Genomic DNA, 25,106 nt, shown 5'->3' on the forward strand with positions numbered 1-25,106 from the left:
GAGCAGCCATTGGGTCTGCTCTGCTTGCCAAGGCCACCGCCTTGCACTGCATGGAGGTGGCACGGCCTGATCACCGCCCAACACAGCAATGGCTGTTCATTGCCGAAAGGCGCTATCGTGTCGCTCCCCCAGCAAGCCCCATCCCGTGAGCACCCGTCCCCATCGCTACCGCAGCTTGGCTCAAGCGCTCGCCCAGGATCTGCGCTCAGGCCGCTACCCTCCGGGCAGCCAACTGCCCTCGGTGCGGCAGCTTTGCAGCGCGCATGCGGCCAGCCTGGCCACCGTCACCCATGCCCTGCATGAGCTGGAAGACGCCGGCCTGATCGAAGCGCGGCCGCGGCGCGGCTTTTTCGCCTGTGCGGCAATGCCTGTGCCCGGCTGTGCGCCGGCGGCCGAGGTCATCGCGCTGGCGGGCCGCCGCAAACGCCTGATGGAGCTCGCCGCCTCGCAGCCCGGGCTGCTCTCGCTGGGCCACCTGGGCCTGCCCGCATCACTGCTGCCACTGCCGGCTCTGGCACGCCTGGCTGGCCAGCAATTGCGCAGTCAGCGCGGCCTGCTGGCCACCGGCTCGGTCTATGGCAGCGCGGCCTTGCGCGAGCAACTGGCGCTGCGCGCGCCGCGCATGGGCTGCCGGTTCGGCGCCGAGGACATTGTGCTCACCCAGGGCGAGGGCGAATCGCTGCAGCTCTGCCTGCGCCTGCTCACCCAGCCTGGCGATCTGGTGGCCCTGAGCACGCCGGCGCCCTTGCGCGCCCTGGAGCTGATCGCCAGCCTGGGCCTGCACGTGCTGGAGCTGTCCGCCGACAGCCAGGGCGGCCTGGACCTGCCGGCGCTGGACGCGGCCCTGGCCAGGGAGCGCATCGCCGTGCTGGTGGCCGAGCCCAGCTTTCACCGCGCCAACGCCGGCCTGCTCGGCGACGCCGCCAAGCAGGGCCTGGCGGCGCTGCTGAGCCGGCATGAATTGCCGCTGATCGAGTGCGACATGATGGGCGAGCTCTACCGCGGCACACAGCGGCCCGCGCCGGTGAAGGCCTTCGACAGCGACGAGCGCGTGCTCTATTGCGGCAGCCTCGCCTGCATCACCGGCCCCGGCTACAGCCTGGGCTATATCGCCAGCGCACGCCACCATCTGCAGCTGCGCGCGGCACGTGCGGTGCACGGCGAGCTGCTGCCTAGCAGCATGGACGAGGTGCTGGCCGCCTTCATGGCCAGCGGTGGTTTCGACACCCATCTGCGCCGCCTGCGCCGCTGCCTGACGGCGCAGGTGCAGGCCTACGAGCGGGCCGCGCTGGCGCATTTCCCGGCGGGCACGCGCGTCAGCACCGGTGCGGGCGGCTATGTGCTGTGGGTCGAGCTGCCGGCCCCGCTGGACACCTGCGTCCTGCTGGAGCTGGCGCGCGCGCAGGGCATCAACTTCATGCCCGGCGCCGTGTTCAGCATGGGCACCCAGTTCGACCATTGCCTGCGCCTGAGTGCCGCACACCCGCTGGACGCACAGCGCGCGCAAGCGTTGCGCTTGCTGGGCGAGCTGGCGCAGCAGCTGCTGGGCGGCTGGCAAGCATCCAGCCCCGCATGACCCGGGCACCCGGGCTTCAGTCGAGCATGAAGCGAACCATCGACTCGACCGCCTCGCTCTCCAGCTCGGCAAAACCATGTGGCGAGTTGGGGCCGCAGGGATCGCCAAAGGTCCGGGACGGCGTCTCCAGCACCAGCGCCCGGTGCCGCACGCTGCGCACAAACCGGGCGTCCAGCAGCGCGGCATCGGCCGGCGGCGTGTACCGGCATTGGTCATCCCGATGCGCCAGCACCAGCACCGGCCGCTCGAAGCGGTCCAGCCTCATGCTGGCAATACCCTGCGGGTTCGCACTGTTCCACTGTCCGCCCTCGCCCGCACCCTGCGTGATCGACGAACTCAGCACCACCCCGGCCAGGTAATCGGGCGCCTGCTCGATCAGCCCGGCCACGCTGATGGTGCCGGCACTGGTGCCCAGCGCCCAGACCGGCAGGTCCTGCAGCAGCGGCGCCAGCTTGCGCGCCTGGGCCAGCAGCCCTGGCAGCTGGCCCAGCGCGCCCAGGCGCTGCTGCGCCGACATCGCGCGCCCGCCGGGCGCATCGATGATCAGCACGGCAAGGTCGCGCTCGAAGAACAAGCCGCGCGCCGCGACCAGGAAGTTCATATACAGCTGGCTGCCAAAGTTGACCATGCCGCGGCCGCCACTCAGGCCCAGATCACCGCCGCCGCCTGGAAACAGCAGGGCCAGGGCGCGCGGCCGATCGGGCACCATCAGCAAGGCCCGGTTGCTGGTGAGCCAGCCCGTCTCCACCAGTTGCTCGTCCTGCAGCGTCGGTGGGCGGGCCTGCGCCGCCAGGCAACACAGCGCCAGCAAGCATGCGCAGCAAACGCGTGGCATGGCGAGGCCTTCTTGCTAACGCGCCAGGAATTGCACGATCTCGCCGCTGTCGCGTTTCAGCAGCAGCACCTCGCCTGCCATGCGCACCTCGTTGCAGGAACTGCCTATCTTCATGCCCTTGCTGCACAGCCGGCCATCCTCGGCGCGCCAGTCCCCGGAATCGTTCATGCCCTGGCTGGTGTTCAGGTAGAAATAGCCGTTCGCCTTGTACTGCACACGCCAGCTTCCGCCATCGGCCAGCTTGACCTCGAAGGTCTTGCCCGCCATGTGCCGCTGCAACTCCGCGGCGCTGGGCGCTTGCGCCTGCTCAGGGAACTCCTGGGCCGAAGCATCAAAACCGGCCAGGCAGGCGCCGCAAAACAGCACATGGAAAATAGCACGCATGGCAATGTTCCTCATCGAGCATGGGAGGGAGCCCTTTATAGCCGGCTTGTGCCGCGCGCTCATCCTCCATGCTGCGGACGCCAGCCCGGCCAGCGCTCAAACGCCCAGCAACTGCAGGTCCAGGCTGCGCTCCGCCAACCAGGCCAGCGCCAGCAGCGCGATCATGGCCGAGCCGCTGCCCAGCACCCAGCGCGGGTAGAACACACGGCGATGCCGCAGGCCCCAGGCGAGCGCGAAGAAGGCCGCCACCACGGCCAGCTGGCCAAGCTCCACGCCCAGGTTGAACATCACGAGCGGCGCGGCCAGCGCCTCGCGCCGCAGGCCCAGCTCCTTGAGCGCGCTGGCAAAGCCGAAGCCATGCACCAGGCCGAACACCAGGGTGAGGCGCCAGCGGCCGTGCAGCAGCACCGGCCAGAGATTGTTCAGCGCCGCCACCAGCACCGAGGCGGCAATCAGCGACTCGACCCAGCGCGCGGGCGGGTTCACGATCTCGAAGGCCGCCAGCGCCAGCGTGATGCTGTGCGCCAGCGTGAAGGCGCTCACCAGGCCCAGCACGTCCAGCAGCACCGGCTTCAAATGCGTGGCGGGCCGCCAGCTGCCGTTCTTTTCCCGCACCAGCACCGCCGGCAGCAGCAGCGCGAGCAGGAAGAGGATGTGGTCCAGGCCGATCCAGATATGGTGCACGCCATCGCGCAGCAGGCTCAGCAAGCCCAGTGGCGCGCCCAGACGCAGCTGCGTGGCCTGGCCGTCGGGGGCGAGCACCAGGGTCTGCGCGGCGCCGGCCGGCCCACGCAGGCTGAGCACGCCACGATGTGTGGGGTCGCTGTCGGCAAACAGCCGGTAGCTGAGGGTCAGGTCTTGCGCGGGGGCGCGGCATTGCCAGCGCCGCTGCAGCACGGCGTAGCGGCCGTCGCTGCGGGTTTCGATCTGCAGCGGGGCCAGGGCCTCGGGCGTGCAGCGGCCGCCATCGGCATCGGTCAGCGTCAGCCCCAGGCCTTGCCGGGCCAGCTGGTCGATCTCGGCGGCGCGCGCCCTCAGCTCGCCCCAGCTGAGCTGGCCGTTTTCATCCGCGTCCAGCTGCAACTCGCGGTCCAGATCGCGCAGCGCGATGTCGACGCGCTGGCTGAGCCCCATGGCATCGGCCTCAAGAATCAGATAGGCATCGCTGGCCTTGTGGGCCTGGGCGGCCCCGGCGCAAAGCAGCTGCAGCAACAACGACAGCATCAAGGCCCGCTTCATGAGGCAGCGCTCCAGCGCGCATCCTGCAGCCCGGTCTCGCGCCGGAACTGCTCGAAGGCCTGGCGTGCCTGCGCCGCCAGTGGCTTGGGCGCCGCCGGCAGCTGCGCCGCGCGCCACAGCAGCCAGGCGTCGGCCGGCTCGCGTTGCAGGCTCCAGTTCGCCAGCGCCTGCCGCAGGGCCTCGGCAGCGTCGGGGCGCACATCGAGGGCGTAGCGGGCATGTTCGCGCGCATGCGCGATGCCGTCGCCGCGCAGGGCGGCGGCATCGAAGCGCTCTTGCAGCTGCGCGGCAGCCACGGCGGCGCGGGCATCGCCGCCGGCACGCCAGGCAATCGCCAGGCGCAGCAGCAGCGCGTCTGGCAGATCTGGCAGGCGCGTCGGCTCGGCGCCATGGGCCAGCACCAGCGCGGCGGCGTCGGCCCAGCGGCGCTGGCCCAGCAGCCAGTCGGCCAAGGCCGCCCGCGTGTAGATGGACGGCTCGGCCTGCAGCGCCTGGGCGTACAGCGCCGCGGCCTCGGCCAGGCCGCGGCGCTCGGCCAGCTCGGCGCGCAGCAAGAGGATCCAGGCCGCGGGCGCCTGCGGATAGCGGGCCAGCTGCGCCAGCGCGGCGGCCGCATCGTCCATATCGGCCTCGCCGCGGCCTTGCAGACTGTCCAGCTCGGCCAGGCAGACACGGCCATGCAGCTGTACCCCGGCACCCAGGCTGGCGTAGCCGAGACCGGCCAGGCGGCCGCAGGCGGCGCGCGCCTCGGGCCAACGGCCGCGCAGCTGCAGCACGGCGGCCCGCGTCAGCTCGGCCTGGGCGCGCAGGGCCAGGGGGGTGGCGGCACTTGCCAGCAGCGCGTCCAGATCCTGCAGGGCGGCATCGAACTGATGCTGGGTCTGCAGCATGCTGGCGCGCAGCAGGCGCACCGCGGGAGGCGGCGCGGCCAGCCGCCACCAGGGCGCCAGCAGCGCCTGGGCCCGGCCGAGCTCGCGCGGGTCGCCCTCCTGACGCGCACGCTGCAGGGCCACCTGCGCCAGGCCCAGCGCCTGCGGCAGCTCCAGGCCCTGGCGTGGCACGGCCGCCAGGCGCCGCGGCAGCTGCTCCAGCACCTCCTCGTCCGCCTGCGGCGTGTAGGGGCTGGCCAGCCCGCGCAGGCTGAGCAGCAGCATGATGACGATGAGGCTCAACCGTCTGCGCATCGAAGCCTCAGCCCAGCGCCACGGGTTCGTCGCTTTCGCTGGCCGGCGGCATCGCGACCTTGTCGGCACCCAGGGGCTCGTCGCTCTCGCCGGCCGCCTGGCTGCGCTCCAGCGTGAACTGGGTATAGGCGCCGGAGGAGGCCAGTGCCGAGTCCGGCACCTCGGTGATCATCACCACCGGCGGCGGCGGCGGTGGTGGTGGCGGTGGCGGCGGGGCCTCGTAGTCGCTGCCGCCGCAGGCGGCCAGCAGGCCGCTGGCGAGCAGGGCAAGGATGTGCGTGCTTAGCTTCATGGCGCCCTCCTCAGTTGGTGCCGGCGATGGGCGTGTAGAGATAGGGGAAGCTGCTCAGCAGCGGCACCGTGGCCTGGTCCACCGCGTCGTGCAGCTTCAGCGAGGTGGCGCCCAGCGGCACATTGGCGGGCTTGCAGTTGGCACCGAAGCCGAGCGCATTGTTGTCGCCATTGGCCATGCACAGCCCGCCCATCACCGCCACCAGGGCCACGTCCACCACATCGTCCTTGGGGCGGCGGCCGTTCGGGAAACCGGCGTTGTCATTGCCACCGGCCAGGATGTTGCCGACGATGCCCAGCCGGTTCTGCTGCGCGAAGGGCACCGGCGCGATATTGGTGTTGAGGCGCAGCATCTCCGAGGCCACCACATTGGCGGGCTGGTTGACGCCCTTGATGCCGGTGAGGAAGGCCGTCACCAGATCGGTACGCGGCAGGTTCTTGGGCGCCGTGCCGGGAATGGACAGCACCGTCTCGATCAGGGCCGGCAGGGTCGGGTTGGTGACGTAATTTGCGAATTGCGCGTCATCCTTGGGCTTGGAGCTGTTGAAGCGATCCTTGTCGGGCAGGCCTATCACCACCTCGTTGACGAGCGGCATGCCCAGGCGCGAGACCTGCACCCAGGCGCCGCCGGCCTTGTCGGTGTTCTGCAGGCCGGGCTTGGGTGACGGGTCGAGCACGCGCGCCTGGCGCAGGCTGGCGGTGGTCCAGCCGCCGATCACCGGCTCGCTGGCGCTGGCCAGGCAGCTCTTGTGCACCTCCAGGGCCAGGGTGCTGACGTTCTTGTCGTCCAACTGGTTGGGCACGGCACCGATCAGGGTCGGGTCGGTGATCACCGACACCGGGGCGTTCACCAGATCGAAGATGGTGCCCAGATTGACGGCGAAGGGGTCCTTGCGCTGGCCCACGAAGACCCGGCCGGGCATGACGCAGCCGGGGATGTTGACGGTGTAAATGTGCTTGGCCGCATAGGCCTCGTAGTTGGCGATGGTCTTCTTGCCGATGTTGTCCACCGGCTTGTCGAAGCTGGCCGCGCCATTGCTGGCATTGGTGACTGCCTGGCGCTGGCCGCTGCGGCGGTCGCCGCGCACGATGTCCAGGGTGTAGCTCTCGTTCACGTTCAGCGCCGCGGCACGCGGCTCGCTGATGGTGCCCGCCTGTATCAGCGGGATGGGCACGCTCTTGTCGCCGATGGTGAGGGCGACGCTGTTGAGCTTGTTCTTGAAGCGGAACTGGAAGCTGATGTCTTCCTTGGCATCGCCATTGGTGTCGAGATGGATCTCGTAGAGCGCATTCGGGTCCAGCGCGAAAAAGTTGGGGCCGCCATAGGCATCCTGCAGCGGCAGGTAGTTGGCGATCAGGGTGACGTAGTCGCCACGGCCCTGTTCGTAGCTCATGAACATATAGAAGTCGCTGGCATCGACCTTGGGCGCGGTGGTGATGAAGGGCGCCTCGCGGTGGCTGGAGGCCAGGGCCACGGTGGCGGCCAGCATGGCGGCTGCGCTGAAGCTCAGCAATCGCAGGGTGGGAAGTGCAGTTCGCATCTGGGTCTCCTTGATGGGGTGGGCAACTCCTGCGCCCACTGCAGTCCTGTACGCCGGCATGGCGCAAGCGGACGCAGCCCACCCTGCGCCTTGGTCGGACTTGCATCCAAGCCGCGCCGGCCTGCGTAGCCCGTGCCATCAGCAGGACACCGCCGCCTTTGCCCTGAACCCGGAACCCGGCGATGGCTCGCCCAGCGGGCCCATCGTCTCGGCCGGTCAGGTTTAGTCGAGCCTGACGGGCAACGCCCGTGCCAGCGCGCGCACCCGCGCGACTTCGCTGCGGTAGAAGGCCGCGGCCTCGGCCAGGCTGGCCGGGGCCGGCAGCGGCGCGCCCATGCTGATGGCGGCCTGCTGCATCGCCGGCAGCTGCAGGATGCGGTTCAGGCTCTGGTTGAGTGTCTGCGCCAGCGCGGCCGGCGTTGCGGCCGCAACGGCGAATGAGGTCCAGGCCGCATGGGCAAAGCCGCGCAACTGCGGGTGGTCGGCCAGCCGCGCATACGCGGCCTGCTGCGCCGCGCTGCTCGGGCCGCTCAGGCCCAGCACCTTGATCCGGCCCTGCTCGGCCAGCCTGGCGCTGCCCGCGGCAAACGGCATGAAGCAGATGTCCAGTTGCTCGCCGGCCAGGGCCATGCTCAAGGGCGCACCGCCACGGTAGGGCACATGCACCATCTCGAGACCGGTCAGGCGTTCGAAGTCGAGTGCCGCCAGGTGCGACACCGAGCCGTGACCCAGGCTGCCATAACGCAAGGAGGGCTGGCCCGGCTGGCGCGCATGGGCCAGCAAGGCGTCGACATGCTGGGCCGGCAGGCCCGGCCGCGCCAGCAAGGCCAGGGGCACCGAGAGCGGCCCCACCAGCAGGGTGAAGTCCTCGGCGCGGTACTTCACGCCGGGCATCAGCAGCGGCGGCAGGATGGTCTCGCTGGACGACAGCAACATCAGGGTGCTGCCATCGGCCGGCGCCGCCAGCAGCTTCTGCGCCGCCAGCGCGCCACTCGCACCGCTCACATTCACCACCTGCACCGGCCGGCCCAATGCGGCCGCCAGCTCGGGTGCCAGCTGCCGTGCCAGCGCATCCGAGGCACCGCCGGCGGGATAGGGCACCAGCAGCGTGATGCCTCGTGCCGCGTCCGCGCCCGCGGGCCATGCCGCGCCCAGCCCGAGGGCATGGCCAAGGCCGAGGGCCAGTGCGCCGCGCCGGGTCGGATCTACTGGCTTGGGCATGCAATCGCGGCGCCTATTTCTCGATCAGCAGCAGCGGGGCCGTGAGCTTGGGGTCGGCGGCAATCTCGCTCTCGCGGTATGGCAGTTTCACCAGCGCCGCGTTGCTGAATTGCTGCGTCTGGTCGGCATAGTAGGGCGAGGCCGGATTGGTGGACTGGCTGTAGGTGAGCAGGCCACGGGCCTGCGGCCCGTCGGCATCGAAGCCGACGATCTGGATATAGCTGGAGCCGCTCAGCATGCTGGTATAGCCACCGGCACCCAGCCCCGGCGGCGTCATCTTGTTGAACACGCCCTCGAACTCGTCCCCGCCCTCGATCGGGATGCGCTGGCCGCCACGCGTCACATACTGCACCGAGCCCAGCGGCTCGCTCAGCGGCACGCCGGCGGCATTCAAGGCGAGCACGCCATCGGCCAGGGCCTTCAGCATCGCGGTGGCCACCGCCGGCTTGCTGATGGCCGGATTGCTTGGCGTGGTGATGGGCTTGGCAGCGTCGAAGGGCGTCTCGTAGAGATTCGGTATCGCCTGCGCACGGCGCCAGAACTCGCGGAACAAGGGCGTGCCCACGCTGCTGCGTTTGGCGCGTCTATCCCAGCCGGCCAGCACCGCGCAGGCCGGGCCCAGGTTGATGGTGCTGCCATTGCTGGCCACCGCGGCGGCGGCCGCGGGCGTGTTGCACAGCGTCAGCAGGCCTGGCATCAGCAACTCCGCGCTCATCATGCGGTTCTGGAAGAAGCTGAACTCCAGCTTGTCGGGCGAGACCTTGTTGCCCGCCTGCCCGTCGCTGCCGGCAAGCCGCTCCAGGATCTGGGTGAAGGCCATGCGGGTGCGCAGCGACTGCGTGCGCGCCTGATCGCCTACCAGGGGCGAGAAGCCGGTGCTGAGCTGGGCCGGATTGGCGAGCCAGGCACTCTCGTTGCTATTGCTCACATAGTCCGTGCGCAGCAGGGTCGGCAGTGCGGCCGCGGCCATGATGCCGGGCGAGGCCGCAGCGGCATCGACCGGCCAATCGCATTCGGCGCGGCTGCCGTCGAGCAGATAGGTGCGCGCGGCGGCCAGCGCCTGCGCCTGGGGCGAGTTGGCGCATTTGGCCGACAGCGCCGCATTCACATTCGGCACCACCGAAAGATCCCCGTAAAAGGCCTTGCCGGCGCGGTCGGCCGCGATGGTATTGACCCAGGGCGCCCCCATGCGCCTGGCGCTGATGTCGCGCAGCTGCTCGACCGTGCTGGCCCGGCCCAAGTCCCAGACCTGATCGACGACGCGCCCGTTGTCCAGATTGGCATCGCGCAGGGCGTAGGCCTTGGTGGGCGTCCAGCTGGCGCCCAGGGCGCTGGAGACCAGCAGCGGGCCATGGTGGCTGGCGTAGAAGCTGCGCGTCTGCGGCGTGAGCACGCCGTTCTCCAGCACCTCCACCGTGACCTCCTTCTTGCTCAAGGGTCTGGCCACGCCATCGACAAGGTAGGCGCCATCCTTGAGCGTGAGCTCGAACAGGGTGAAGCGGCGCCCCGTGGAGACGGTGTGGGTCCAGGCCAGATCCGCGTTGAAACCGATCTGGGGCAGCGGCACCAGGCCCAGGCCGGCGCCCATCACGTCGTACTGGCCCGGCACTTTCACATGGCTTTGGTAGAAGCGCAGCGTGCCGCTCCAGGGGAAGTGCGGATTGCCGAACAGAACGCCGCGCCCGCCCTCGCTGGCCTCGCTGCCAAAGGCCTGGCCGTTGCTACCCAGCGGGTTCGCGTCCATCAGGCGCGCCAGCTGCTGCGCCGAGCGGCCGATACGGGCCAGCTGCGGCGGTCGCAGCGTGCCGGCACTGGCCAGGGCGGGTGCCGGCGGCTGGGCATCGGCGATCGCCGCGATGAAGGCGCCCGCACCCGAGTTGGTGGCCAGCGCCAGCAGATGCCGCTTCAGATCCATCTCGCTGACTGGACGCTTGGCCCAGGCGGCGCCGGCGCAGTCGCCGAAGTCGGTCGGCTTGGCGTCGAGCAGAAAGCGGTTGTAGCCGGCCACATAACCCGCTATCGCGTCCTTGGCGGGCTGGCCCGCAGCCGCAAACGCCTTGTCCACGGCCGCCTGATCGAGGATGTTGCGGTAGTAGAAGTCGGATCGCAGATTGCTCAGGCTGGAGCCCGCGGCCACCATGGCGCTGCCGCCCAGGTATTTGGAGCGCTCGCCCGCCACCGTGAGCAGCCGGTCCGCGGCGATGCAGATATTGTCCTGCGCATAGGCATAGGCCAGGCCGTAGGCGGCGCTGCGCAGGTCCTTGCCAACGATATGCGGCACGCCGAAACCGGTGCGGCGGATTTCCACCTTGATGGTCTCGGTTTCGGCTGGCGGCGCGCCCCCGGTGTCGCCACCGCCGCAGCCGGCCAGCACCAGCGTGGCGGCCAGGCCCAGCGTCAGCGGCAGGCCAGCGGGGCAGTTCTTGAGCATGTGGTTTTGCATCGGGCGGTTCATGGCGGATGGATGGAAGGCACGAGCGATGCTAGGGCGCCCCCGGCACTCCGCCAATTGCGAATATGGCCAAGCTATGAGCCAATATCGCCATGCCCGATCGCCCCATTCATCTGGATGTGTTCGCCTTTCCCGGCGCCATGCTGGGCCTCTCGCTGGCCGCGGTGGACATGCTGCGCATGCTCAACACCGTGGTCCTGCTGCAGCAGGGCAGTGGCGCCATGGTGGCGAGCTGGCAGTTGCTGGACGCCGAGGCGCAACCGGTGTCCAGCACCGATCCGCTGCTGGGCCCCTATTGCCAGGGGCCGGCGCTGGCGGACGCTGTATTGCCGGCGGCGCGGCGCGCCTGCTTCATGCCCGGCTTCTACACCCACAACGTGCCGGCCCTGCGCGCCGCGGCGCGAGCGCTGCCGCGGGTGCGCGCGCATGCCCGACAATGCCTGGAGCGCGGCGAGACCCTGCTGACCCTGGGCAACGGCGCCTGGCTGCTGCCCGACGGCGCGGCGCTGCAGGGGCGCCAGGTGGCCGTTCCCTGGTACCTGATCTCAGGCTTTGTGAGCGACTTCCCGCAACTCGCGCTGAGCTCGGAGCACGGGCATTGCGAGGATGGGCCGCTCATCACGGGAGGCCTGAACGAGGCGCTCACGCCCGTGATGCTGGCCTGGTTCGGGCGCTGCCTGCCGCCGGCGCTGACGCAGGTGTGTGCCAATCTGTTCCAGCACGACGCGACCCGCCATGCCGCGGCGCTGCTGACGCGCCAGCAAGGCCATTTCTCGACCACCCGCGACAGCGTGATGGCACGCGCGCTGGCCTGGCTGGACGCCCATCTGGAGCGGCCCTACCGCCTGGACGAGGTGGCACAGGCGGCGGCCGTGAGCGCGCGCACGCTGCTGCGGCATTTCCAGCAGGTGCTGGGCATGACGCCGCTGGACTATGTGCAGCAGCAGCGCTGCAAACGCGCGCGCATCCTGCTGGAGACCACGCTGGACAGCATCCCCACCATCGCGCGCGCCTGCGGCTATGCCGACCAGGCGGCGTTCCGCCGCATCTTTGCCCGCCACGAGGCGCTGCCGCCGGCGCAGTACCGCGCCCAGCACGCACTGCGCGCGCGGCGCGAGCGCTGGAAGGTGGAGGGGCAGCGCACGCGCACCGACCGGCCTGGCAAGACCTGACCCTCAGCGGCGCCCGACCCGCCCGGGCAGGCTCAGATTGCCCGACGCCAGCTTGAACACATCCACCACGCACAGCAGCGGGCTGTGCACGCTGGCGTTGACGCGCAAGGCCGCCGTCACGCCGTCGAAGCCGGCGGACTCCAGCACGCCGATATCGTCGAAGGGCACGCGCACCGTCAGGCTGCGGCCCTTGAACACCGGGCTCCAGCCCGGGCTGTCGATCAGCATGGGCAGGCCCGGCCAGGTCTTTGGCAGGCGCGGCTTGGCGCCCTCCGGGATGTCCACCACCTTGAGTGCGCCCTCCTTGCCGCAGGCTGCGTCGGGCTGCAGCACCACCCAGTGCGAGTGCCAGAGCCGGCCGTCATTGCCGGTATTGCCGTCGCCATCCTCATCGAACAGCGGCGTGTCGTCGAAATCGGGGTGCGCGGTCACCGCCAACGCCAGGATGCCGGCCTTGGACTCGAAGCCCACCGTCGCCGGGTCCAGGCTGGTGGGCCAGACATAGGAGAACACCGTGCTGCCGGCCAGCTTGCCGCTGGCGCTGGGCTTGCTCGCGCCGGCCCGGCCGGACACCGCCATCTCGAACACGGCCAGCTGACCCTCGGTGCGGATGCGGGTATGCACGATGTCGAAGCTGGGCCTGACGCCGGGCTTGCGCGGGCTGCTGATCAGCTCGGGCTGAGCCTGCTCATGCGCCAGCGCCGGGGCCAGCGTGCTGCCAAGGCAGAGGGCCATGGCGAGGGTGGGAAGAAAGGCGCGTGTCATGTAAGCACTCCTTGCGATAGTGGTTTGGGTCCACCCAGTGTCCAGCGCCGACCAATACGATACGCGCCCTAACGTCCACAAAACAAACCAAATCGTCCAGGTTCACCCAGCATTAGGCCACCTCTCTGCGCTGCGGCCGGCGCCGCTCAGCGGCGACAATGCGCCGATGGCACAAGGCAAGCGAATTTCGGCGGAGATCGACGGCGACGCGCTCCAGACCATCAAGAACATCGGGGCGGCCGCCAAGCAGGCGCGCCTGCGCGCCGGCGAGGGCCAGGCCGTGGCGGCGGCGCGGCTGGGCGTGCATGTGCAGACCATCGCGCGCATCGAGTCCGGCGAACCCGGAGTCGCGATCGGCCATGTGATGGGAATGCTGGCGCTCTACGGCCTCTCCGCTGCGCTGATAATCGCCGCCCCCTCAGGGGAATTTCTTCCCTGATGTAGCCAATGGAACTCTGATGAACAAAAGTGAACTGATCGAAAGCATCGCCACCAAGAGTGGCGTCACCCGCGCGGCCGCCGCCAGCATGCTGGACGCCGCCCTGGGCACGATCACCGAAGCGCTGGCCGCTGGCGATACCGTCGCCATCCTCGGTTTCGGCAATTTCAAGGTCAGCGCGCGCGCCGCCCGCACCGGCAAGAACCCCGCCACCGGCGAGGCGCTGGAGATCCCGGCCTCGAATGTCCCCAAGTTCACGCCCGGCAAGGCGCTCAAGGACGCGGTGAACGGCAGCAGCAACAAGTAAGCAAAAGCGCCTTCGCCGCCTCGATGCGCAGCGCCAGGGCCACGCTCTCGTCCTTCATGACCGCGAGCAGAAAGCCACTGGCCTGCTGCATCGGCGTGTCGGTGGCCGAGTCGGCCGCGCCGGCAGCGCCTTCAACCGGCAGCGCCGCGGCCGGCACGCCGCCCAGGCCTTGCAGCGCCGCGCCGAGCTCGGCACCGGTGATGCTTTGCAGGCGCGCCAGCAGATCCGCCTGGCCGTCCATGCCGGGCGCGGTGTCCAGCCAGGGTTCCTCGGCAAACACCGGCGCCAGGTCCGGGGCCACAAAGGCCGACCAGCGCTCGGGCGTCAGCTGTTGCGGTGGCAGGCTCAGCGCCGCCGCGTCGGCACCGGCACGCGCCGGCAGGCAGGTCAGCCGCGCTGCGGGCAGATCCCCCAGATAGCGCCGGCGCAAGCCCTCGAGAAACGCCGCCGCCCGGGAGGCCGGCAGCGGATGCGCAAACGAGAACCAGAGCTGGTAGCCATTGCGCCCATTCACCGCGATGGCGGGCGCCGGCAGCCCCAGATCGGCCTGCACGCCGCGCCACAGCTGGCCCATGGCCTGCCAGTCGGCCGGGTCCGAGAGTTCCAGTACCGCAGCGCGCAGGCCCTTGTTCCCATTCGCGTCGGCATCGCTGGGCGGGGCCGGCAGCGAACCATAAAGACGCTGCAGTTCGGCCTGAAGTCTTGTCATGGGCATAGCAAGTCGGGATGGGGGGGGGGGCAGACAAGCCGCCCAAGAAACGGCAATGCCCGGCCGTCTGAAGCCGGGCATGCCGTGATGCTATTCGTTTTGCATCATCACATCACATGGGGGTGATGTCGGTCGGCAACTGCGTGCCGATGGTGGGGGAGGTCTTTAGGAACGGCTTCTCGATCGGTCTACCCTCCTTCCAGCGTGCTTGAAACGACGCGTCTGTCGCAGTGGCGAGCCACCATACGGCCCCCCGCTGCAGCGCTAGTAAGCGCCTTTCCGGGCGCTGCGTCAAGGCCCATGGCGCGGCTCGGGCGCAGGTATTTGCGCTGGATCAGCCTTGCTAGCCACGCCTGCCGCCCAGCAGCAGCAAGCTGGCGCCGGCCGCGATGGCCACCACGCCCAGCCACACCGGCACGTTGACGCTCTGCTTTTCCTTCACGGACAACTCAATCGGCCCCAGCTTCAGATCATGGGTCTCTTTGGTGTAGCTGAAGCCGCCATACAGCAGCCCCAGCACGCCCGCAATCAACAGGGCAATACCAGCGATCTTCCAGGTGTTCATGACAGCTCCCACAAAGGTTTCAGATGCGTCGGCCCTGCAGCACGCGCACGAGCAGCACCACCACCGCCACCACCAGCAACACATGGATCAACCCCCCCATCGTGTAGGAGGTCACCAGACCCAGCAGCCACAGCAGCACCAGAATGACGATCAGTGATTCGAGCATCTCGTTCTCCTCAAATTTGGACCCAGCCCCACCACCCGGGTGTGGCAGGTAAGCAAGCCGAATCTACGCGTGCGGTGCGCGCTTTTCCGTGCGCTATCGAACACAGCGGCCGGGCCCGTGACGATGCCCCCTGCGACGGCGTGCGCTGACGCACAGACCCGCCGCCTGCCCGTGACTATGGTGGCCACCTGACTCACACAAGGAAACATCATGGAAACCAACTACGTCACACGCGACAACTTCGGCATGTATGCCAACAGCAGCGACGGCCCCGGTCCGCAGCTGATGGGCGCCAACACCTTGCTGGGCAACGACGTCTACAACAAGGACGACGAGGACCTGGGCGACATCAAGGAGTTCATGATCGACATGCGCAGCGGCAAGGTGGCCTACGCAGTACTGTCCTTCGGCGGCCTGCTTGGCATGGGCGACAAGCTGTTCGCGGTGCCCTGGGCAGCGCTGGCTCTGGACACCATCAACAAGCGTTTCACGCTCAACGTGCCCAAGGCGGTACTGCAGGATGCGCCCGGCTTCGACAAGAACCGCTGGCCGACCATGTCCGACCACACCTGGGCCAGCGGCATCCACAAGTTCTACGGCACACCGTACAGGACCGACTGACGCGCAGCCATGCTGGCCATCAGCTCGACGGCAAGCGTGGCTGTCCCGCGCGCAGCCGCAGCAGTTCGGCCGTCACGGCCCCAAAGCACTCGCAGGCCCGGGACTCAAGGCCGATGCGGTCGAGCACGCAGAGGTGCCCGCGCCGGTAGCGGATATAGCCCAGCTCCTGCAACCGGCAGGCCGCTTCGCTGATGCTCTCGCGGCGCACGCCCAGCAGGCCGGCTACCAGTGACTGGGTCATCACCATATCGCCCGCGGGCACGCGGTCGAAGGTGGCCAGCAGCCAGCGGCTGAGCTGTTGCTCCACCGTGTGGTGGCGGTAGCAGACGGCGGTCTGACAGGTCTGCGTGATGAGGGCCTGCGTGTATCGAAGCAGCAGCTGCCGCAGGTGGCGGTCGCGTTCGAAGGCCTGCAACAGCAGCCGCGGCTCCAGGCGGTAGCCGTGGCCGGCGGACTGCACGATGGCCGAGCTGGGCATGCTGTTCCCGCCCATGAACGCGGACACGCCGACCATGCCCTCGTTGCCCACACCGCAGGTCTCGGCGCAGTCGCCCGAGGCGAGCGCGCCATAGAGCGACACCACCGCGGTGGTCGGAAAGTAGACGTGGCGCAGCGGCTGGCCCGCCTCGTAGATGGGCTCGCCGACCTGCATGGGTACCAGCCGCAGCTGCACACCCAGCGCTTGACGCTCGGGCTCGGGCAGTGCGGCCAGCAACTGGTTCTGCAGGAGGCTGTGGGTGGCGATCATGGGCAGCTACCGGGATGCCTTGCCCGCGCCTACTTGCCGGCCGTCACTTCGACGCCGACGCCGCGGTAGCCGATCAGCCGGCAGCCCTGGTCGAACATCGGCTCGCCACTGACGCGGAACTGGCGCCGCGTGCCGGTCGCCACGTCGACATGGTGAAACAGCATGTCGATGAAGGGCCGGCGTGCCGCGATATTGGCCTGCAGGGCCTGGCGCTCGCCCTCGTCCCAGCCCTCCGCGAGCGTCTGCCCGCCCTGGCCGTCCAGTCCGGCGACACGCAGCCCCAGCATCTCCAGCACCGGGCCGCAGACCTTGGTGAACTCGCCCATCTCGTCCTGTTCCCAGTACCAGTCCGAGGCCAGCTCGGTGAGGCTGCGGTAGCGCGCCTCGCTCTCGCGCAGCTCGGCCGTGCGCTCGCGCACCGCCTGCTCCAGGGCCTGGTTGTAGCCCTCCAGCTTGCGGTAAAGCAGGCGCACCTCCAGCATGTTGTGGATGCGCGTCTTCACCTCCACCAGGTCGAAGGGTTTGCTGATGAAGTCCTTGGCGCCGGCCTGCAGGGCGCGCAGCTTGTGCCCCGGCTGAGCGGTCAGCACGATGACGGGCAGGTAGCCGTCCTTGTCATTGGTCTTGAGCCCCTCCATCACCGCAAAGCCGTCCATCAGCGGCATCTGCAGGTCCAGCAGGATCAGGTCGAAGGCCTGTTCGCGATGGAGGGCGCACACCTCGGCCGGGTTCATGGTGGACGCAACCCGGGTGTAGCCCGCATCAGCGAGCAGGCGGCCGAGCAGGCGCACATTGGCGAGCTGGTCGTCCACGATCAGGATGCTGGCTTGAAGAATGCCGCGCTTGTCGAGCATCACACGATCTCCTGCAGCAGGGCTTCGCCGGCCCCGTCGCGCGCGCACGCCAGCGCCAGGTCCAGCGTATCCATGAATTCCTTCACCTTGATCGGCTTGGTGAGGTAGCGGAAGAAGCCGGCCTCCAGGCCCTTGGCAATATCGCGCGGCATGGCATTGGCGCTCATCGCAATGACCGGGATATGCGCAGTGGCGGGGTTGTCCAGCAGGATCTTCAGCGCGGTAAGCCCGCTGATGCCGGGCAGGTTGATGTCCATCAGAATGACGGCGGGCTGCGCCGAATGCGCCAGTTCGACCCCGCGCCGGCCGTCATTGGCACTGAGCAGGCGCAGGTCCGCTCGGCGCGCCAGCAGGCGTGCCACCAGCGTCAGATTGGCCGGGTTGTCCTCCACGCACAGCACGCTGCGCAGCGGCACGGCCGGTGGCGCCTCGGCGCTGGCATGGGGCGCCGGCATCGGCAGGACCTCGATCAACTGCGGCGCAGCGGAGGCCTGCAGCTCCACCCAGAACAGGCTTCCCGCGCCCTCGGTGCTTTCGACGCCGATGACCCCGCCCATCAATTCAACCAGCTGCTTGCTCACCGCCAGGCCGATGCCGGTGCCCTGCTCGACCCCGCCCTCCTGGCCGAGCCGGTTGAAGGGCTGGAACAGCTGCGCAAGCTTGTCGGCGGAAAGTCCGCCGCCGGTGTCCTGGAACGCGATGCGCACCTGGCCGCCGGCGCGGGCGCCGCAACGCACCTCCACGCTGCCGCCGACGCGGTTGTACTTGATGGCATTGGACAGCAGGTTCACGAACACCTGCTTGACGCGGGTGCGGTCGGCCCTGACGAAAATCGGCGCATCGGGGGCGATGAAGCTCAGGCGGATGCCGCTCTGGCGCGCCTGCGGCTCGATCATGGCCTGGCAGTCGGCAAGCACCTCGTCCAGCAACATCGGCTCCGGCGACAGCGAGAGCTTGCCGGACTCGATCAGCGCGAGATCCAGGATCTCGTTGATCAGCTCCAGCAGGTACCAGCCGGCCTGGAGAATCTGTTCCAGGCTGTCCTGCTGCGCGGGCGTGGGCGCAGGGCTGCCGGAATCGATCAGCTGCGCGAAACCCAGGATGGCATTGAGGGGCGAGCGCAGCTCATGGCTCATATTGGAGAGGAACTCCGACTTGGCCTGGTTGGCGCGGTCCGCCGCGATCTTGGCCTCCTGCAGCGCCAGGTTGGTGTCGCGCAGCGACTGATCCAGGCGTTCCTGCTCGGCCTCGACGCGCTTGCGCGCGCGGTTGTCCGTGCCGATCAGCAGGTAGCCGATGATGTCGTGCTGCAGGTTGCGCAGCGCCGTGACCGACACCACCGCCGGCAGGCGGCTGCCGTCCTTGCACAGATAGGTGAGCTCGTAGATGTCCTCGATGCCGCGCCGGGCCTTGAACACCAGGGCCTCGAAGCCCGGGGCGATGGCGGTGGCGAACTCCGCGCTCAGGGCGCGGGCGCGCTCGACGATTTCCTGGGGATCGGAAATGTCGGCCGGCGTAACACGGTTCAGCACATCAGCCGGCGCATAACCCAGCATATGCTGGGCGCCGACATTGAAGACCTGGATCACCCCCTGCTCGTCGGTGGCGATGCTGGAGAACTTGGCGCTGCTCAGGATCGCATCCTGCAAGGCGCCGGTCTTCAGCAAGGCCTTGCGGCGGCGCGCTTCGCGCGTGCTGCGAGCGCGCCCCGCGTTCAAGAGCTGAGGCTGGAGCTTGTGCATGTGCGGACCTTCGCATGGGCCGGTCGGATCCGAACCGCGGACTGCGGGTTTCGGCTGCGCGGCGCCCGGCATGACCGAGCCGCGACACGAGCCGAGGCAAGCTATGTTCGCTGGCTCACACAGCCGCGGTCTGTGCGGCAGCGCACGGAGCAGCGCTTGGGCTAGCGCCCGCCAGGGCCGCTTACTGCACTCACTCGATCTGCACCCCGCCCTGCGCACGGGCGTCGCAAAAGGCGTCCATCGCCGCCTGCCTGGGCTGGCGCATGGAGGGCGGCAACCAGCGTAGATAGGCTTCACGGAAGCTTGCAGCCGCGCAGGCCTGACGGATCGCCTTGTCGATGGCCGTGACCGCGGCCAGCCCCCAGGGGGTGCGCGGGCACACCATATAGCCGGTTTCCCACTCATCCGCCTCCTTGAGTGGCAAGCTGCTCAACTCGACCTTGGTCCGCCCGGTCCGCTGCAGGTACTCCACCACATGGGCGTACTCCAGGGTGAAGTCGTAGCGCCCGATCGCCACCAGCTCGGTCAATTGCCCCACCCGAGAGGTGGTGTCCCGCGGCAATGCCTGCGGCCCTGCCAGCAGGGCGTCCAGGGCCGCGCCATAGCTGCGTGCGGCCTCAAGGCCGCCACGCAAGCCCGACTTGCTGTTCAGCTCGGCCATCGATGCGCGACCGTCTGCCCCCAGATAGGCGCCGGCCTCGCTCGTCCGCACCACCAGGCTGACAGGCGCCAGCAACACCGCGGGTGTGAAGTACGCCGACTCCAAGCGTTCAGCGCTCTTGCGCAACGCGCCTGCGCAAATCGCATGCCCACTGCCCAGCTTCCGCCAAAGACGGGCGGAGTTCACCAGTTCAGGTCGGTGCAGATAGCCCGGCATACGCTTGGCCAGTTCCTTGAACAAGGCATCGAACTGGCCCTCGCCCAGTTCTGCGACGCTCGCCGGCACCTGGCCCTTGGGCAGCAGGAAGGCGGGCGGCCAATCCACCACTGCCCAGGTCAGCTCCGCATCTGCGCGGACTGTCGTTGAGCAAATCGCCGCAAGCGCCAGTGCCACCATGCGCCAAGGATGCGCAAGGCACTCTCGAGGGTAGGTAACAAGACGGAACAATCGCAAGGCTGACCTCCGCAGGGCCGGATCATGCCAGACACGCCCGAGGTTTAACAGCAGCCGGCGGTCCGGGACATCGACCGCTGAGCTTGCGAGATAGCATGTGCGCCATGGCAGATACCAACACCACCGACCGCCTCATCCTCGGCTGCATGGGCCTGGGCGGGGGCTGGAACACCGAGCCCTTGCGCGAAGCCGATATCGGCCGCGCCCAGGCCGCCGTGGAAGCGGCGCTGGACGCCGGCATCCGCCGCTTCGACCATGCCGACATCTACACCCTGGGCAAGGCCGAGCAATGCTTTGGCGAGCTGCTGCGCCGCCAGCCCTCGCTGCGCGGGCGCATGCTGTTGCAGAGCAAATGCGGCATCCGGCTTGCCGATGCCGGCGCGCCCAAGCGCTACGACCTGAGCGCGACCCATATCCTGGCCAGCGTGGACGCCAGCCTGGCGCGCCTGCACACCGATCACCTCGATCTGCTGATACTGCACCGCCCCGATCCCTTGTTGGAAGCGGATGAGGTGGCCGAGGCCTGGCGTCGGCTCAAGGCCAGCGGCAAGGTGGGGCGGCTCGGCGTCTCGAACATGCACGCCGCACAGATGCGCGCGATCGAGCGCGCCATCGGAGCGCCGCTGGCGGCCAACCAGCTGGAGATGAGCCTGCTCAAGCGCGACTGGCTGGAGAGCAGCACCTGCTTCAACGACGCCCAGGCGCCGTTGCTGGCTCCGGCGGCCGCGGCCTGGGGCGACACGCTGGCGCATTGCCAGCAGCAGGGCGTGGAGCTGCAGGCCTGGGGCTCGCTGGCGCGCGGCTGCTACAGCGGCGCCGCGCCGGCAGATGCGCCGGCCGCCGTGCATGCCACGGCCGGCCTGGTGCGCGAGCTGGCCGCCGAGCTGGCCACCAGCCCCGAGGCGGTGGTGCTGGCCTGGCTGCTGCGCCACCCGGCGCGCATCAGCGCCGTGATAGGCACGAGCGAGCCGGCGCGCATCCGCGCCTGCGCCCAGGCGCAAGACCTGACCCTGAGCCGCGAACATTGGTACCGGCTCTACGAAAGCGCCCGTGGGCGCGAGCTCCCCTGAACCGCATGGAACCCATGAAAGCTCTCAACATCCTGCCGGCCCGCATCACCGCAGTGCTGGCCGCCGCGCTGCTTGCCGTACTGGCCGGCTGTGCCCAGACCCCGCTGCAAGGCATCGACGACCAGGCCTGGGTGCAGGCCGTGGCCGGTGGCTGGATGGTGCGCGCCAACACCGCCGCCGCCAACTGCCCCACCCTCAGCTGGGAAGGCGGCGCGCTGCCGATGCGCCTGCGCGCCGCGCCGGCCACGCTGCCGGCGCGCAAGCAAAGGGACGGCAAGCCTGCCGTCTTCAGCCGGCGCAGCTGCGAGCTCGAAGTGCCGGCGGGCGCGCGAGCCCTGCGGGTGGGCAGCCAGGCCTTGCGCGCCCCGCTGGCCGAGCCCCGCCGCATCGTGCTGCTGGGCGACACCGGCTGCCGGCTCAAGGCCGCCGACCAGGCCTTCCAGGACTGCCATGACCCGCAGGCCTGGCCCTATGCGGCGGTGATCAGGCAGGCGGTGGCAAGCCAGCCCGATCTGGTGATCCATGTGGGCGATATGCATTACCGCGAAAGTCCCTGCCCGGCCGGCAAGCAGGGCTGTGCCGGCAGCCCCTGGGGCTACGGCGAGGACAGCTGGCAGGCCGATTTCTTTGCACCCTCGGCGCCGCTGCTGGCCGCCGCACCCTGGGTGATGGTGCGCGGCAACCATGAGGGCTGCGCGCGTGCCGGCCTGGGTTGGTTCCGCTATCTGGACGCCCGCGCCTGGAACCCGGCCATCAATTGCGAGGACCCGGGGCAGGACGCTGAGTCCGACTTCACACCGCCCTTTGCCCTGCCCCTGGACGCCAGGACGCAGCTGATTGTGTTCGACTCCTCGGCGGTACTGAACCGCGCCTATCAGGCCGGTGACGCGGCTTTGCAGCGTTACACCGCGCAGCTGCGCGAGGTGGAGCAGCTGGCCAAGGCGCGCGCCCAGAGCTTCTTCCTCAACCACCACCCGGTGCTGGCCTTCAGCGTCGGCAACGATGGCACTCCCAAGCCCGGTTCGGCCGGCATGCGCTCGGCGCTGGCAGCATTGCAGCCGCAGCGCTACTACCCGCCCGGCGTGAACCTGGTGATGAACGGGCACGAGCACCTGTTCGAGGCCATCGGATTTGCCAGCGACCATCCCGGCACCCTGGTGCTGGGCAACTCCGGCTCGGCCAATGGCCACGCGCTGGACGAGGCCAAGGCCCGCCAAGCGCAGCCCGCGCCGGGTGCCGTTGTGCAGAGCTTTGCCAGCCATGGCGGCTATGGCTTCGCCACCCTGGACCGTCAGGGCGAGCAAGGCTGGCTGCTGACCGCGTGGAGCGTGGACGGCCAGGCGCTCAAGCGCTGCGATATCGAGGCAAGCAGGGTGAGCTGCCGAGATGTGCAATGAGGGATGGGCCGAAGCCCAACGTCGGCGTTGTTGCTGCGCCTCATAATCCCGCATGAAACTCGTCGTGGCTGTTCATTTTTTTGAAGGCGCGCAGGCAAATGCTGCCGCGGTCGCTTTCGACGCCTGGGATGCTGCGGAAGCGACCAAGACTTACCTCTCGCGCATCAGCCATGTCGAGACGGCGGTCGTGCGCGGTGACCTTGACCTGCGAGCACTGCCCTGCGTGATGCAACTGCTGCGCGAGCACGGCCTGGAGCCCGAGCTCATCCTGATCGACGGTTTTGCCGTCCATCTGGATGCCGACGAAACGCCGGGCCTGGGCCAGCACCTTTATCAGGCACTGGGCGGCCGGGTGCCCATCGTCGGCGTTTCAAAAAAGAAAAGCCTGCCGGGCCTGCCGGCGCAGTTCGAAGTCATGCGCGAAGAGGAAGCGCCGCCTCTGTATGTCACCTGCGCGGGCATCGACATCGGCGCGGCCAAGGCAAGACTGCGTGCGATGCACGGCAGAAAGCGTGTGCCCACGCTCATGAAGCTCGTGGCTCGGCTGGCGAAGAACGGGGATTGACGACGGACGCCATGAGGCACAGATGAACCGGGGCGGTTGGCTAAGCAGCGGAAGACGGGAAAAAACGCCCGCCGCCAGCAGAGCCTTCTTTTCGGTTGTTTGCGAAATTGCGGGGAAACCACCAGAGGCGTTTCCAAGAAGGTGCGCTGGCGCCGCGGCCCGTGCCGCTCGAAGCACGCCCGTGGCACAAGGCGCGCGCACGAGCGGCGGTGTTGGCAAAGGCCTGGGCGGGTGGTTGCGGAGGCCCTTTGCGCTGCCGAGCAGCGCAGGGGAGCCCGAGCACCGCGAGGGCCTGCGCAGCCAGGCCGCAGCGGCCACCCGCCCAGGGCTTTGCCGCCCGACCAGCCTCAAGAGAGTTGCGGACCCGCAGTGCTGCGAAGCAGCCTTCTCCTTGTCCCTGCCACACCACTTGACTCACCTCAACGTCCACCGCCCCACCGGCGCTAAGCTTCGCCCATGGCAATCTGCAAAGGCATGCGCCGCTGGCTCAGCGGCGCCCTGACGGTGGCGCTGCTGTTCATGCAGCTGGCCACCGCCGCCTATGCCTGCCCGCAGCTTGAGCCGAGCATGCCGGACTGCCACGCGATGGGCGGCACCAGCGATCCCGAGCAGCCCCAGCTCTGCAAGGCCCATTGCACCCAGGACGCCCAGGCCAGTGCGGCCCAAGCCCTGCCCGTGCTTCAGGTGAACAGCGACAGCCTGTGTCTGGTACAGCCGCTGCCCGCCCCTGTGGATGTGGGCACGCTGTTGCGACCCGTCAGCGCGAGCGCCCCTACTCACCCCGGCGACCCGCCTCTCTACCTTGCTCTCCTGATCCTGCGGAATTGATCGGCGGCAGCTTCGTCTGCCCTTACGCATCAACCGAGGATCACCATGTCTGGACCTATCTTTCCCTTCGCAAGGGCGCGGCGCGCTTGCCTGGCCGCCGCCCTGCTGGCCTGCGCGCAGGCCACCGGCGCGCAGGACCTGCCCGCCCTGCTGGCGCTGGCGCGCGCGCAAAGCCCCGAACTTGCCGCCATGCGGCTGGAGGCCGATGCCGCGGCGCAGCGCGTGCAGCCGGCCGGCGCCCTGCCCGACCCGGTGCTGCGCGTCGAGCTGATGGACGTCAACAACTACGGCACGGATCGCAGCCCCAGCCTCCTGCCCTGGAAGGTGGGCGAGACCAAGTACACCCTGATGCAGACCCTGCCCGGCTGGGGCAAGCGCGAGCTGCGGCGCGAGCAGGCCGATGCCCAGGCGCGCGAGGCCGAGGCGCGCGCCGCGGCCACTTGGGCCGAGCTGGCGATGCGCATCAAGAGCAGCTATGCGGAGCTGGCCCGTGCCGCCGGCAGCGCCGGCCTGACGCGTGAATTGCTGGCCCTGTCAGCGCGGCTGGAGCAGGCCGCGCAGCTGCGCTATGCCAGCGGCCTCGCCGGCCAGCAGGACGCCTTGCGCGCCCAGCTGGAGCAGACTGCGATGCGCGGCGAGCTGCTGATGTTTCAGGCCGAGCAGCGCCAACTGCTGGCGCGCCTGAACAGCCTGCTGGCCCGCCCCGCCGATACACCGCTGACCGACACACCCACGCTGCCGCCGCTGCCGGCGCTGGGCCCCAGCGATGCCGCCGCGCTGGCCGAGCGCGCCCGCGCCGGCAACCCGCTGCTGCGCGCCGAGCAGGCCCGCCTGGCCGCCGCGCGCAAGGGCGAGGCGCTGGTGCACAACAGCAACCGCTATCCCGATGTCAGCGTGGGCATCTCGCCCTCGCAAATGGGCTCGCGGCTGAGCACCTGGGGTCTGATGGTGGAGTTGAACCTGCCGCTGCAACAGGGCGCGCGGCGCAGCCAAGAGCGCGAGGCCGCGGCGATGGCCGAGGCGGCGCGCGCGCGCAGCGAGGCGCTCGCCAACCAGCTGCTGGGCGAGCTGGCCGGCCGGCTGGCGGCGCTGGAGGCGGCGCGCCAGAGCGAACAGCTGATCGCCCGGCAGATGCTGCCGCAGGCAGACCTGGCCCTGCAGTCGGCGCTCGCCGGCTACGAGAGCGGCAAGGCCGAATTCGCCATGCTGCTGGAGGCCCTGGGCCAGATCCGGCGCGGCCGGCTGGCGCTGCTGAAAACCCAGGTCGAGGCCCGCATGGCCCTGGCCGAGATCGAACGCCTGCTGGGAGAAGAGCTGTGAA

The 25,106-nt window shown here is 69.3% G+C and carries 26 protein-coding genes; 10 read left to right on the plus strand and 16 right to left on the minus strand.

The genetic code is table 11. The features are described from left to right. Positions 1 to 145: 145 nt before the first annotated feature. Positions 146 to 1,576, plus strand: coding sequence for an aminotransferase-like domain-containing protein (locus WG898_RS01445; RefSeq protein ID WP_339601002.1), 1,431 nt, complete (start codon positions 146 to 148; stop codon positions 1,574 to 1,576). Between the two features lie 16 nt (positions 1,577 to 1,592). Here the strand turns inward: WG898_RS01445 and WG898_RS01450 are convergent, their stop codons facing one another. The 8 genes from WG898_RS01450 to WG898_RS01485 all read right to left on the minus strand — a co-directional run bounded on the left by WG898_RS01450 (position 1,593) and on the right by WG898_RS01485 (position 10,714). Then, positions 1,593 to 2,411 carry an alpha/beta fold hydrolase gene (locus WG898_RS01450; protein WP_339601003.1) on the minus strand — a complete coding sequence of 273 codons (819 nt, stop codon included), beginning with the start codon at positions 2,409 to 2,411 and terminating at the stop codon, positions 1,593 to 1,595. A gap of 15 nt (positions 2,412 to 2,426) precedes the next feature. Further along, positions 2,427 to 2,795 carry a hypothetical protein gene (locus WG898_RS01455; protein WP_339601004.1) on the minus strand — a complete coding sequence of 123 codons (369 nt, stop codon included), beginning with the start codon at positions 2,793 to 2,795 and terminating at the stop codon, positions 2,427 to 2,429. 96 nt (positions 2,796 to 2,891) lie between these two features. Next, positions 2,892 to 4,034, minus strand: a complete 1,143-nt coding sequence (locus tag WG898_RS01460) for a HupE/UreJ family protein (protein ID WP_339601005.1) — start codon at positions 4,032 to 4,034, stop codon at positions 2,892 to 2,894. Beyond that, positions 4,031 to 5,218 (minus strand): hypothetical protein, encoded by a 1,188-nt coding sequence (locus tag WG898_RS01465; RefSeq protein ID WP_339601006.1) that lies wholly within the window; start codon positions 5,216 to 5,218, stop codon positions 4,031 to 4,033. The genes WG898_RS01460 and WG898_RS01465 overlap by 4 nt, the downstream gene beginning before the upstream one ends. A 7-nt stretch (positions 5,219 to 5,225) precedes the next feature. After that, positions 5,226 to 5,510, minus strand: a complete 285-nt coding sequence (locus WG898_RS01470) for a hypothetical protein (protein WP_339601007.1) — start codon at positions 5,508 to 5,510, stop codon at positions 5,226 to 5,228. A 10-nt stretch (positions 5,511 to 5,520) separates the two neighbouring features. Further along, positions 5,521 to 7,050, minus strand: a complete 1,530-nt coding sequence (locus tag WG898_RS01475; RefSeq protein ID WP_339601008.1) for a DUF4331 domain-containing protein — start codon at positions 7,048 to 7,050, stop codon at positions 5,521 to 5,523. Positions 7,051 to 7,272: 222 nt separating this feature from the next. Next, complete coding sequence (locus tag WG898_RS01480) at positions 7,273 to 8,271, minus strand: tripartite tricarboxylate transporter substrate binding protein (RefSeq protein ID WP_339601009.1); 999 nt, start codon at positions 8,269 to 8,271, stop codon at positions 7,273 to 7,275. Positions 8,272 to 8,284: 13 nt separating this feature from the next. Further along, positions 8,285 to 10,714 (minus strand): penicillin acylase family protein, encoded by a 2,430-nt coding sequence (locus WG898_RS01485; RefSeq protein ID WP_339601010.1) that lies wholly within the window; start codon positions 10,712 to 10,714, stop codon positions 8,285 to 8,287. A gap of 101 nt (positions 10,715 to 10,815) precedes the next feature. Here WG898_RS01485 and WG898_RS01490 point away from each other — a divergent pair, with 101 nt between their 5' ends. After that, positions 10,816 to 11,895 carry a GlxA family transcriptional regulator gene (locus tag WG898_RS01490; RefSeq protein WP_339601011.1) on the plus strand — a complete coding sequence of 360 codons (1,080 nt, stop codon included), beginning with the start codon at positions 10,816 to 10,818 and terminating at the stop codon, positions 11,893 to 11,895. Between the two features lie 3 nt (positions 11,896 to 11,898). On the opposite strand, the gene WG898_RS01495 is transcribed toward WG898_RS01490, so the two are convergent. After that, complete coding sequence (locus WG898_RS01495; protein ID WP_339601012.1) at positions 11,899 to 12,660, minus strand: hypothetical protein; 762 nt, start codon at positions 12,658 to 12,660, stop codon at positions 11,899 to 11,901. 166 nt (positions 12,661 to 12,826) lie between these two features. On the opposite strand from WG898_RS01495, the gene WG898_RS01500 reads away from it, so the two are divergent. Both WG898_RS01500 and WG898_RS01505 read left to right on the plus strand, forming a co-directional pair. Further along, complete coding sequence (locus WG898_RS01500) at positions 12,827 to 13,099, plus strand: helix-turn-helix domain-containing protein (protein ID WP_339601013.1); 273 nt, start codon at positions 12,827 to 12,829, stop codon at positions 13,097 to 13,099. Between the two features lie 19 nt (positions 13,100 to 13,118). Further along, complete coding sequence (locus WG898_RS01505) at positions 13,119 to 13,406, plus strand: HU family DNA-binding protein (RefSeq protein WP_339601014.1); 288 nt, start codon at positions 13,119 to 13,121, stop codon at positions 13,404 to 13,406. On the opposite strand, the gene WG898_RS01510 is transcribed toward WG898_RS01505, so the two are convergent. The 3 genes from WG898_RS01510 to WG898_RS01520 all read right to left on the minus strand — a co-directional run bounded on the left by WG898_RS01510 (position 13,372) and on the right by WG898_RS01520 (position 14,846). Beyond that, positions 13,372 to 14,115, minus strand: coding sequence for a hypothetical protein (locus WG898_RS01510; protein WP_339601015.1), 744 nt, complete (start codon positions 14,113 to 14,115; stop codon positions 13,372 to 13,374). The genes WG898_RS01505 and WG898_RS01510 overlap by 35 nt on opposite strands. Positions 14,116 to 14,458: 343 nt before the next feature. Continuing rightward, the gene (locus WG898_RS01515; protein ID WP_339601016.1) at positions 14,459 to 14,680 is read right to left on the minus strand and encodes a hypothetical protein; all 222 of its coding nucleotides are present in this window, start codon (positions 14,678 to 14,680) and stop codon (positions 14,459 to 14,461) included. 19 nt (positions 14,681 to 14,699) lie between these two features. After that, positions 14,700 to 14,846, minus strand: coding sequence for a lmo0937 family membrane protein (locus WG898_RS01520; protein WP_339601017.1), 147 nt, complete (start codon positions 14,844 to 14,846; stop codon positions 14,700 to 14,702). Positions 14,847 to 15,056: 210 nt separating this feature from the next. On the opposite strand from WG898_RS01520, the gene WG898_RS01525 reads away from it, so the two are divergent. Beyond that, the gene (locus WG898_RS01525; RefSeq protein ID WP_339601018.1) at positions 15,057 to 15,467 is read left to right on the plus strand and encodes a PRC-barrel domain-containing protein; all 411 of its coding nucleotides are present in this window, start codon (positions 15,057 to 15,059) and stop codon (positions 15,465 to 15,467) included. Between the two features lie 19 nt (positions 15,468 to 15,486). Here WG898_RS01525 and WG898_RS01530 read toward each other — a convergent pair whose 3' ends face one another. From WG898_RS01530 to WG898_RS01545, 4 genes are all read right to left on the minus strand, one after another. Further along, positions 15,487 to 16,215 carry a Crp/Fnr family transcriptional regulator gene (locus tag WG898_RS01530; protein ID WP_339601019.1) on the minus strand — a complete coding sequence of 243 codons (729 nt, stop codon included), beginning with the start codon at positions 16,213 to 16,215 and terminating at the stop codon, positions 15,487 to 15,489. Positions 16,216 to 16,244: 29 nt separating this feature from the next. After that, a complete protein-coding gene (locus tag WG898_RS01535) occupies positions 16,245 to 17,069 on the minus strand; it encodes a response regulator (protein ID WP_339601020.1) in 825 nt (274 codons plus the stop codon). Continuing rightward, positions 17,069 to 18,811, minus strand: a complete 1,743-nt coding sequence (locus WG898_RS01540) for a PAS domain-containing hybrid sensor histidine kinase/response regulator (protein ID WP_339601021.1) — start codon at positions 18,809 to 18,811, stop codon at positions 17,069 to 17,071. Before WG898_RS01540 ends, WG898_RS01535 begins: the two co-directional genes overlap by 1 nt. Before the next feature lie 190 nt (positions 18,812 to 19,001). After that, positions 19,002 to 19,868: a hypothetical protein gene (locus WG898_RS01545; protein ID WP_339601022.1), complete on the minus strand. Its 867-nt coding sequence runs from the start codon at positions 19,866 to 19,868 to the stop codon at positions 19,002 to 19,004. A 161-nt stretch (positions 19,869 to 20,029) separates the two neighbouring features. On the opposite strand from WG898_RS01545, the gene WG898_RS01550 reads away from it, so the two are divergent. The 5 genes from WG898_RS01550 to WG898_RS01570 all read left to right on the plus strand — a co-directional run bounded on the left by WG898_RS01550 (position 20,030) and on the right by WG898_RS01570 (position 25,105). Further along, complete coding sequence (locus WG898_RS01550; protein WP_339601023.1) at positions 20,030 to 20,995, plus strand: aldo/keto reductase; 966 nt, start codon at positions 20,030 to 20,032, stop codon at positions 20,993 to 20,995. A 14-nt stretch (positions 20,996 to 21,009) separates the two neighbouring features. Continuing rightward, positions 21,010 to 22,392, plus strand: a complete 1,383-nt coding sequence (locus WG898_RS01555) for a metallophosphoesterase family protein (protein ID WP_339601024.1) — start codon at positions 21,010 to 21,012, stop codon at positions 22,390 to 22,392. Between the two features lie 52 nt (positions 22,393 to 22,444). Continuing rightward, positions 22,445 to 22,957 carry an endonuclease V gene (locus WG898_RS01560; RefSeq protein ID WP_339601025.1) on the plus strand — a complete coding sequence of 171 codons (513 nt, stop codon included), beginning with the start codon at positions 22,445 to 22,447 and terminating at the stop codon, positions 22,955 to 22,957. 456 nt (positions 22,958 to 23,413) lie between these two features. Then, a complete protein-coding gene (locus WG898_RS01565) occupies positions 23,414 to 23,785 on the plus strand; it encodes a hypothetical protein (RefSeq protein WP_339601026.1) in 372 nt (123 codons plus the stop codon). A 45-nt stretch (positions 23,786 to 23,830) separates the two neighbouring features. Then, complete coding sequence (locus WG898_RS01570) at positions 23,831 to 25,105, plus strand: TolC family protein (protein WP_339601027.1); 1,275 nt, start codon at positions 23,831 to 23,833, stop codon at positions 25,103 to 25,105. Position 25,106: the final 1 nt, after the last annotated feature.

Source organism: Paucibacter soli, assembly GCF_037482845.1.
Lineage (GTDB): Bacteria > Pseudomonadota > Gammaproteobacteria > Burkholderiales > Burkholderiaceae_C > Paucibacter_B > Paucibacter_B soli.

Excerpts from the sequence above, each read along its gene's own strand:
- WG898_RS01510 (WP_339601015.1), bottom strand. The coding sequence starts at position 14,115 with ATGACAAGACTTCAGGCCGAACTGCAGCGTCTTTATGGTTCGCTGCCG.
- WG898_RS01520 (WP_339601017.1), bottom strand. The coding sequence starts at position 14,846 with ATGCTCGAATCACTGATCGTCATTCTGGTGCTGCTGTGGCTGCTGGGT.
- WG898_RS01465 (WP_339601006.1), bottom strand. The coding sequence starts at position 5,218 with ATGCGCAGACGGTTGAGCCTCATCGTCATCATGCTGCTGCTCAGCCTG.
- WG898_RS01555 (WP_339601024.1), top strand. The coding sequence starts at position 21,010 with ATGAAAGCTCTCAACATCCTGCCGGCCCGCATCACCGCAGTGCTGGCC.
- WG898_RS01470 (WP_339601007.1), bottom strand. The coding sequence starts at position 5,510 with ATGAAGCTAAGCACGCACATCCTTGCCCTGCTCGCCAGCGGCCTGCTG.
- WG898_RS01480 (WP_339601009.1), bottom strand. The coding sequence starts at position 8,271 with ATGCCCAAGCCAGTAGATCCGACCCGGCGCGGCGCACTGGCCCTCGGC.
- WG898_RS01455 (WP_339601004.1), bottom strand. The coding sequence starts at position 2,795 with ATGCGTGCTATTTTCCATGTGCTGTTTTGCGGCGCCTGCCTGGCCGGT.
- WG898_RS01545 (WP_339601022.1), bottom strand. The coding sequence starts at position 19,868 with ATGGTGGCACTGGCGCTTGCGGCGATTTGCTCAACGACAGTCCGCGCA.
- WG898_RS01460 (WP_339601005.1), bottom strand. The coding sequence starts at position 4,034 with ATGAAGCGGGCCTTGATGCTGTCGTTGTTGCTGCAGCTGCTTTGCGCC.
- WG898_RS01450 (WP_339601003.1), bottom strand. The coding sequence starts at position 2,411 with ATGCCACGCGTTTGCTGCGCATGCTTGCTGGCGCTGTGTTGCCTGGCG.
- WG898_RS01525 (WP_339601018.1), top strand. The coding sequence starts at position 15,057 with ATGGAAACCAACTACGTCACACGCGACAACTTCGGCATGTATGCCAAC.
- WG898_RS01485 (WP_339601010.1), bottom strand. The coding sequence starts at position 10,714 with ATGCAAAACCACATGCTCAAGAACTGCCCCGCTGGCCTGCCGCTGACG.
- WG898_RS01540 (WP_339601021.1), bottom strand. The coding sequence starts at position 18,811 with ATGCACAAGCTCCAGCCTCAGCTCTTGAACGCGGGGCGCGCTCGCAGC.
- WG898_RS01535 (WP_339601020.1), bottom strand. The coding sequence starts at position 17,069 with ATGCTCGACAAGCGCGGCATTCTTCAAGCCAGCATCCTGATCGTGGAC.
- WG898_RS01550 (WP_339601023.1), top strand. The coding sequence starts at position 20,030 with ATGGCAGATACCAACACCACCGACCGCCTCATCCTCGGCTGCATGGGC.
- WG898_RS01515 (WP_339601016.1), bottom strand. The coding sequence starts at position 14,680 with ATGAACACCTGGAAGATCGCTGGTATTGCCCTGTTGATTGCGGGCGTG.
- WG898_RS01565 (WP_339601026.1), top strand. The coding sequence starts at position 23,414 with ATGGCAATCTGCAAAGGCATGCGCCGCTGGCTCAGCGGCGCCCTGACG.
- WG898_RS01490 (WP_339601011.1), top strand. The coding sequence starts at position 10,816 with ATGCCCGATCGCCCCATTCATCTGGATGTGTTCGCCTTTCCCGGCGCC.
- WG898_RS01475 (WP_339601008.1), bottom strand. The coding sequence starts at position 7,050 with ATGCGAACTGCACTTCCCACCCTGCGATTGCTGAGCTTCAGCGCAGCC.
- WG898_RS01530 (WP_339601019.1), bottom strand. The coding sequence starts at position 16,215 with ATGATCGCCACCCACAGCCTCCTGCAGAACCAGTTGCTGGCCGCACTG.
- WG898_RS01500 (WP_339601013.1), top strand. The coding sequence starts at position 12,827 with ATGGCACAAGGCAAGCGAATTTCGGCGGAGATCGACGGCGACGCGCTC.
- WG898_RS01505 (WP_339601014.1), top strand. The coding sequence starts at position 13,119 with ATGAACAAAAGTGAACTGATCGAAAGCATCGCCACCAAGAGTGGCGTC.
- WG898_RS01560 (WP_339601025.1), top strand. The coding sequence starts at position 22,445 with ATGAAACTCGTCGTGGCTGTTCATTTTTTTGAAGGCGCGCAGGCAAAT.
- WG898_RS01495 (WP_339601012.1), bottom strand. The coding sequence starts at position 12,660 with ATGACACGCGCCTTTCTTCCCACCCTCGCCATGGCCCTCTGCCTTGGC.
- WG898_RS01570 (WP_339601027.1), top strand. The coding sequence starts at position 23,831 with ATGTCTGGACCTATCTTTCCCTTCGCAAGGGCGCGGCGCGCTTGCCTG.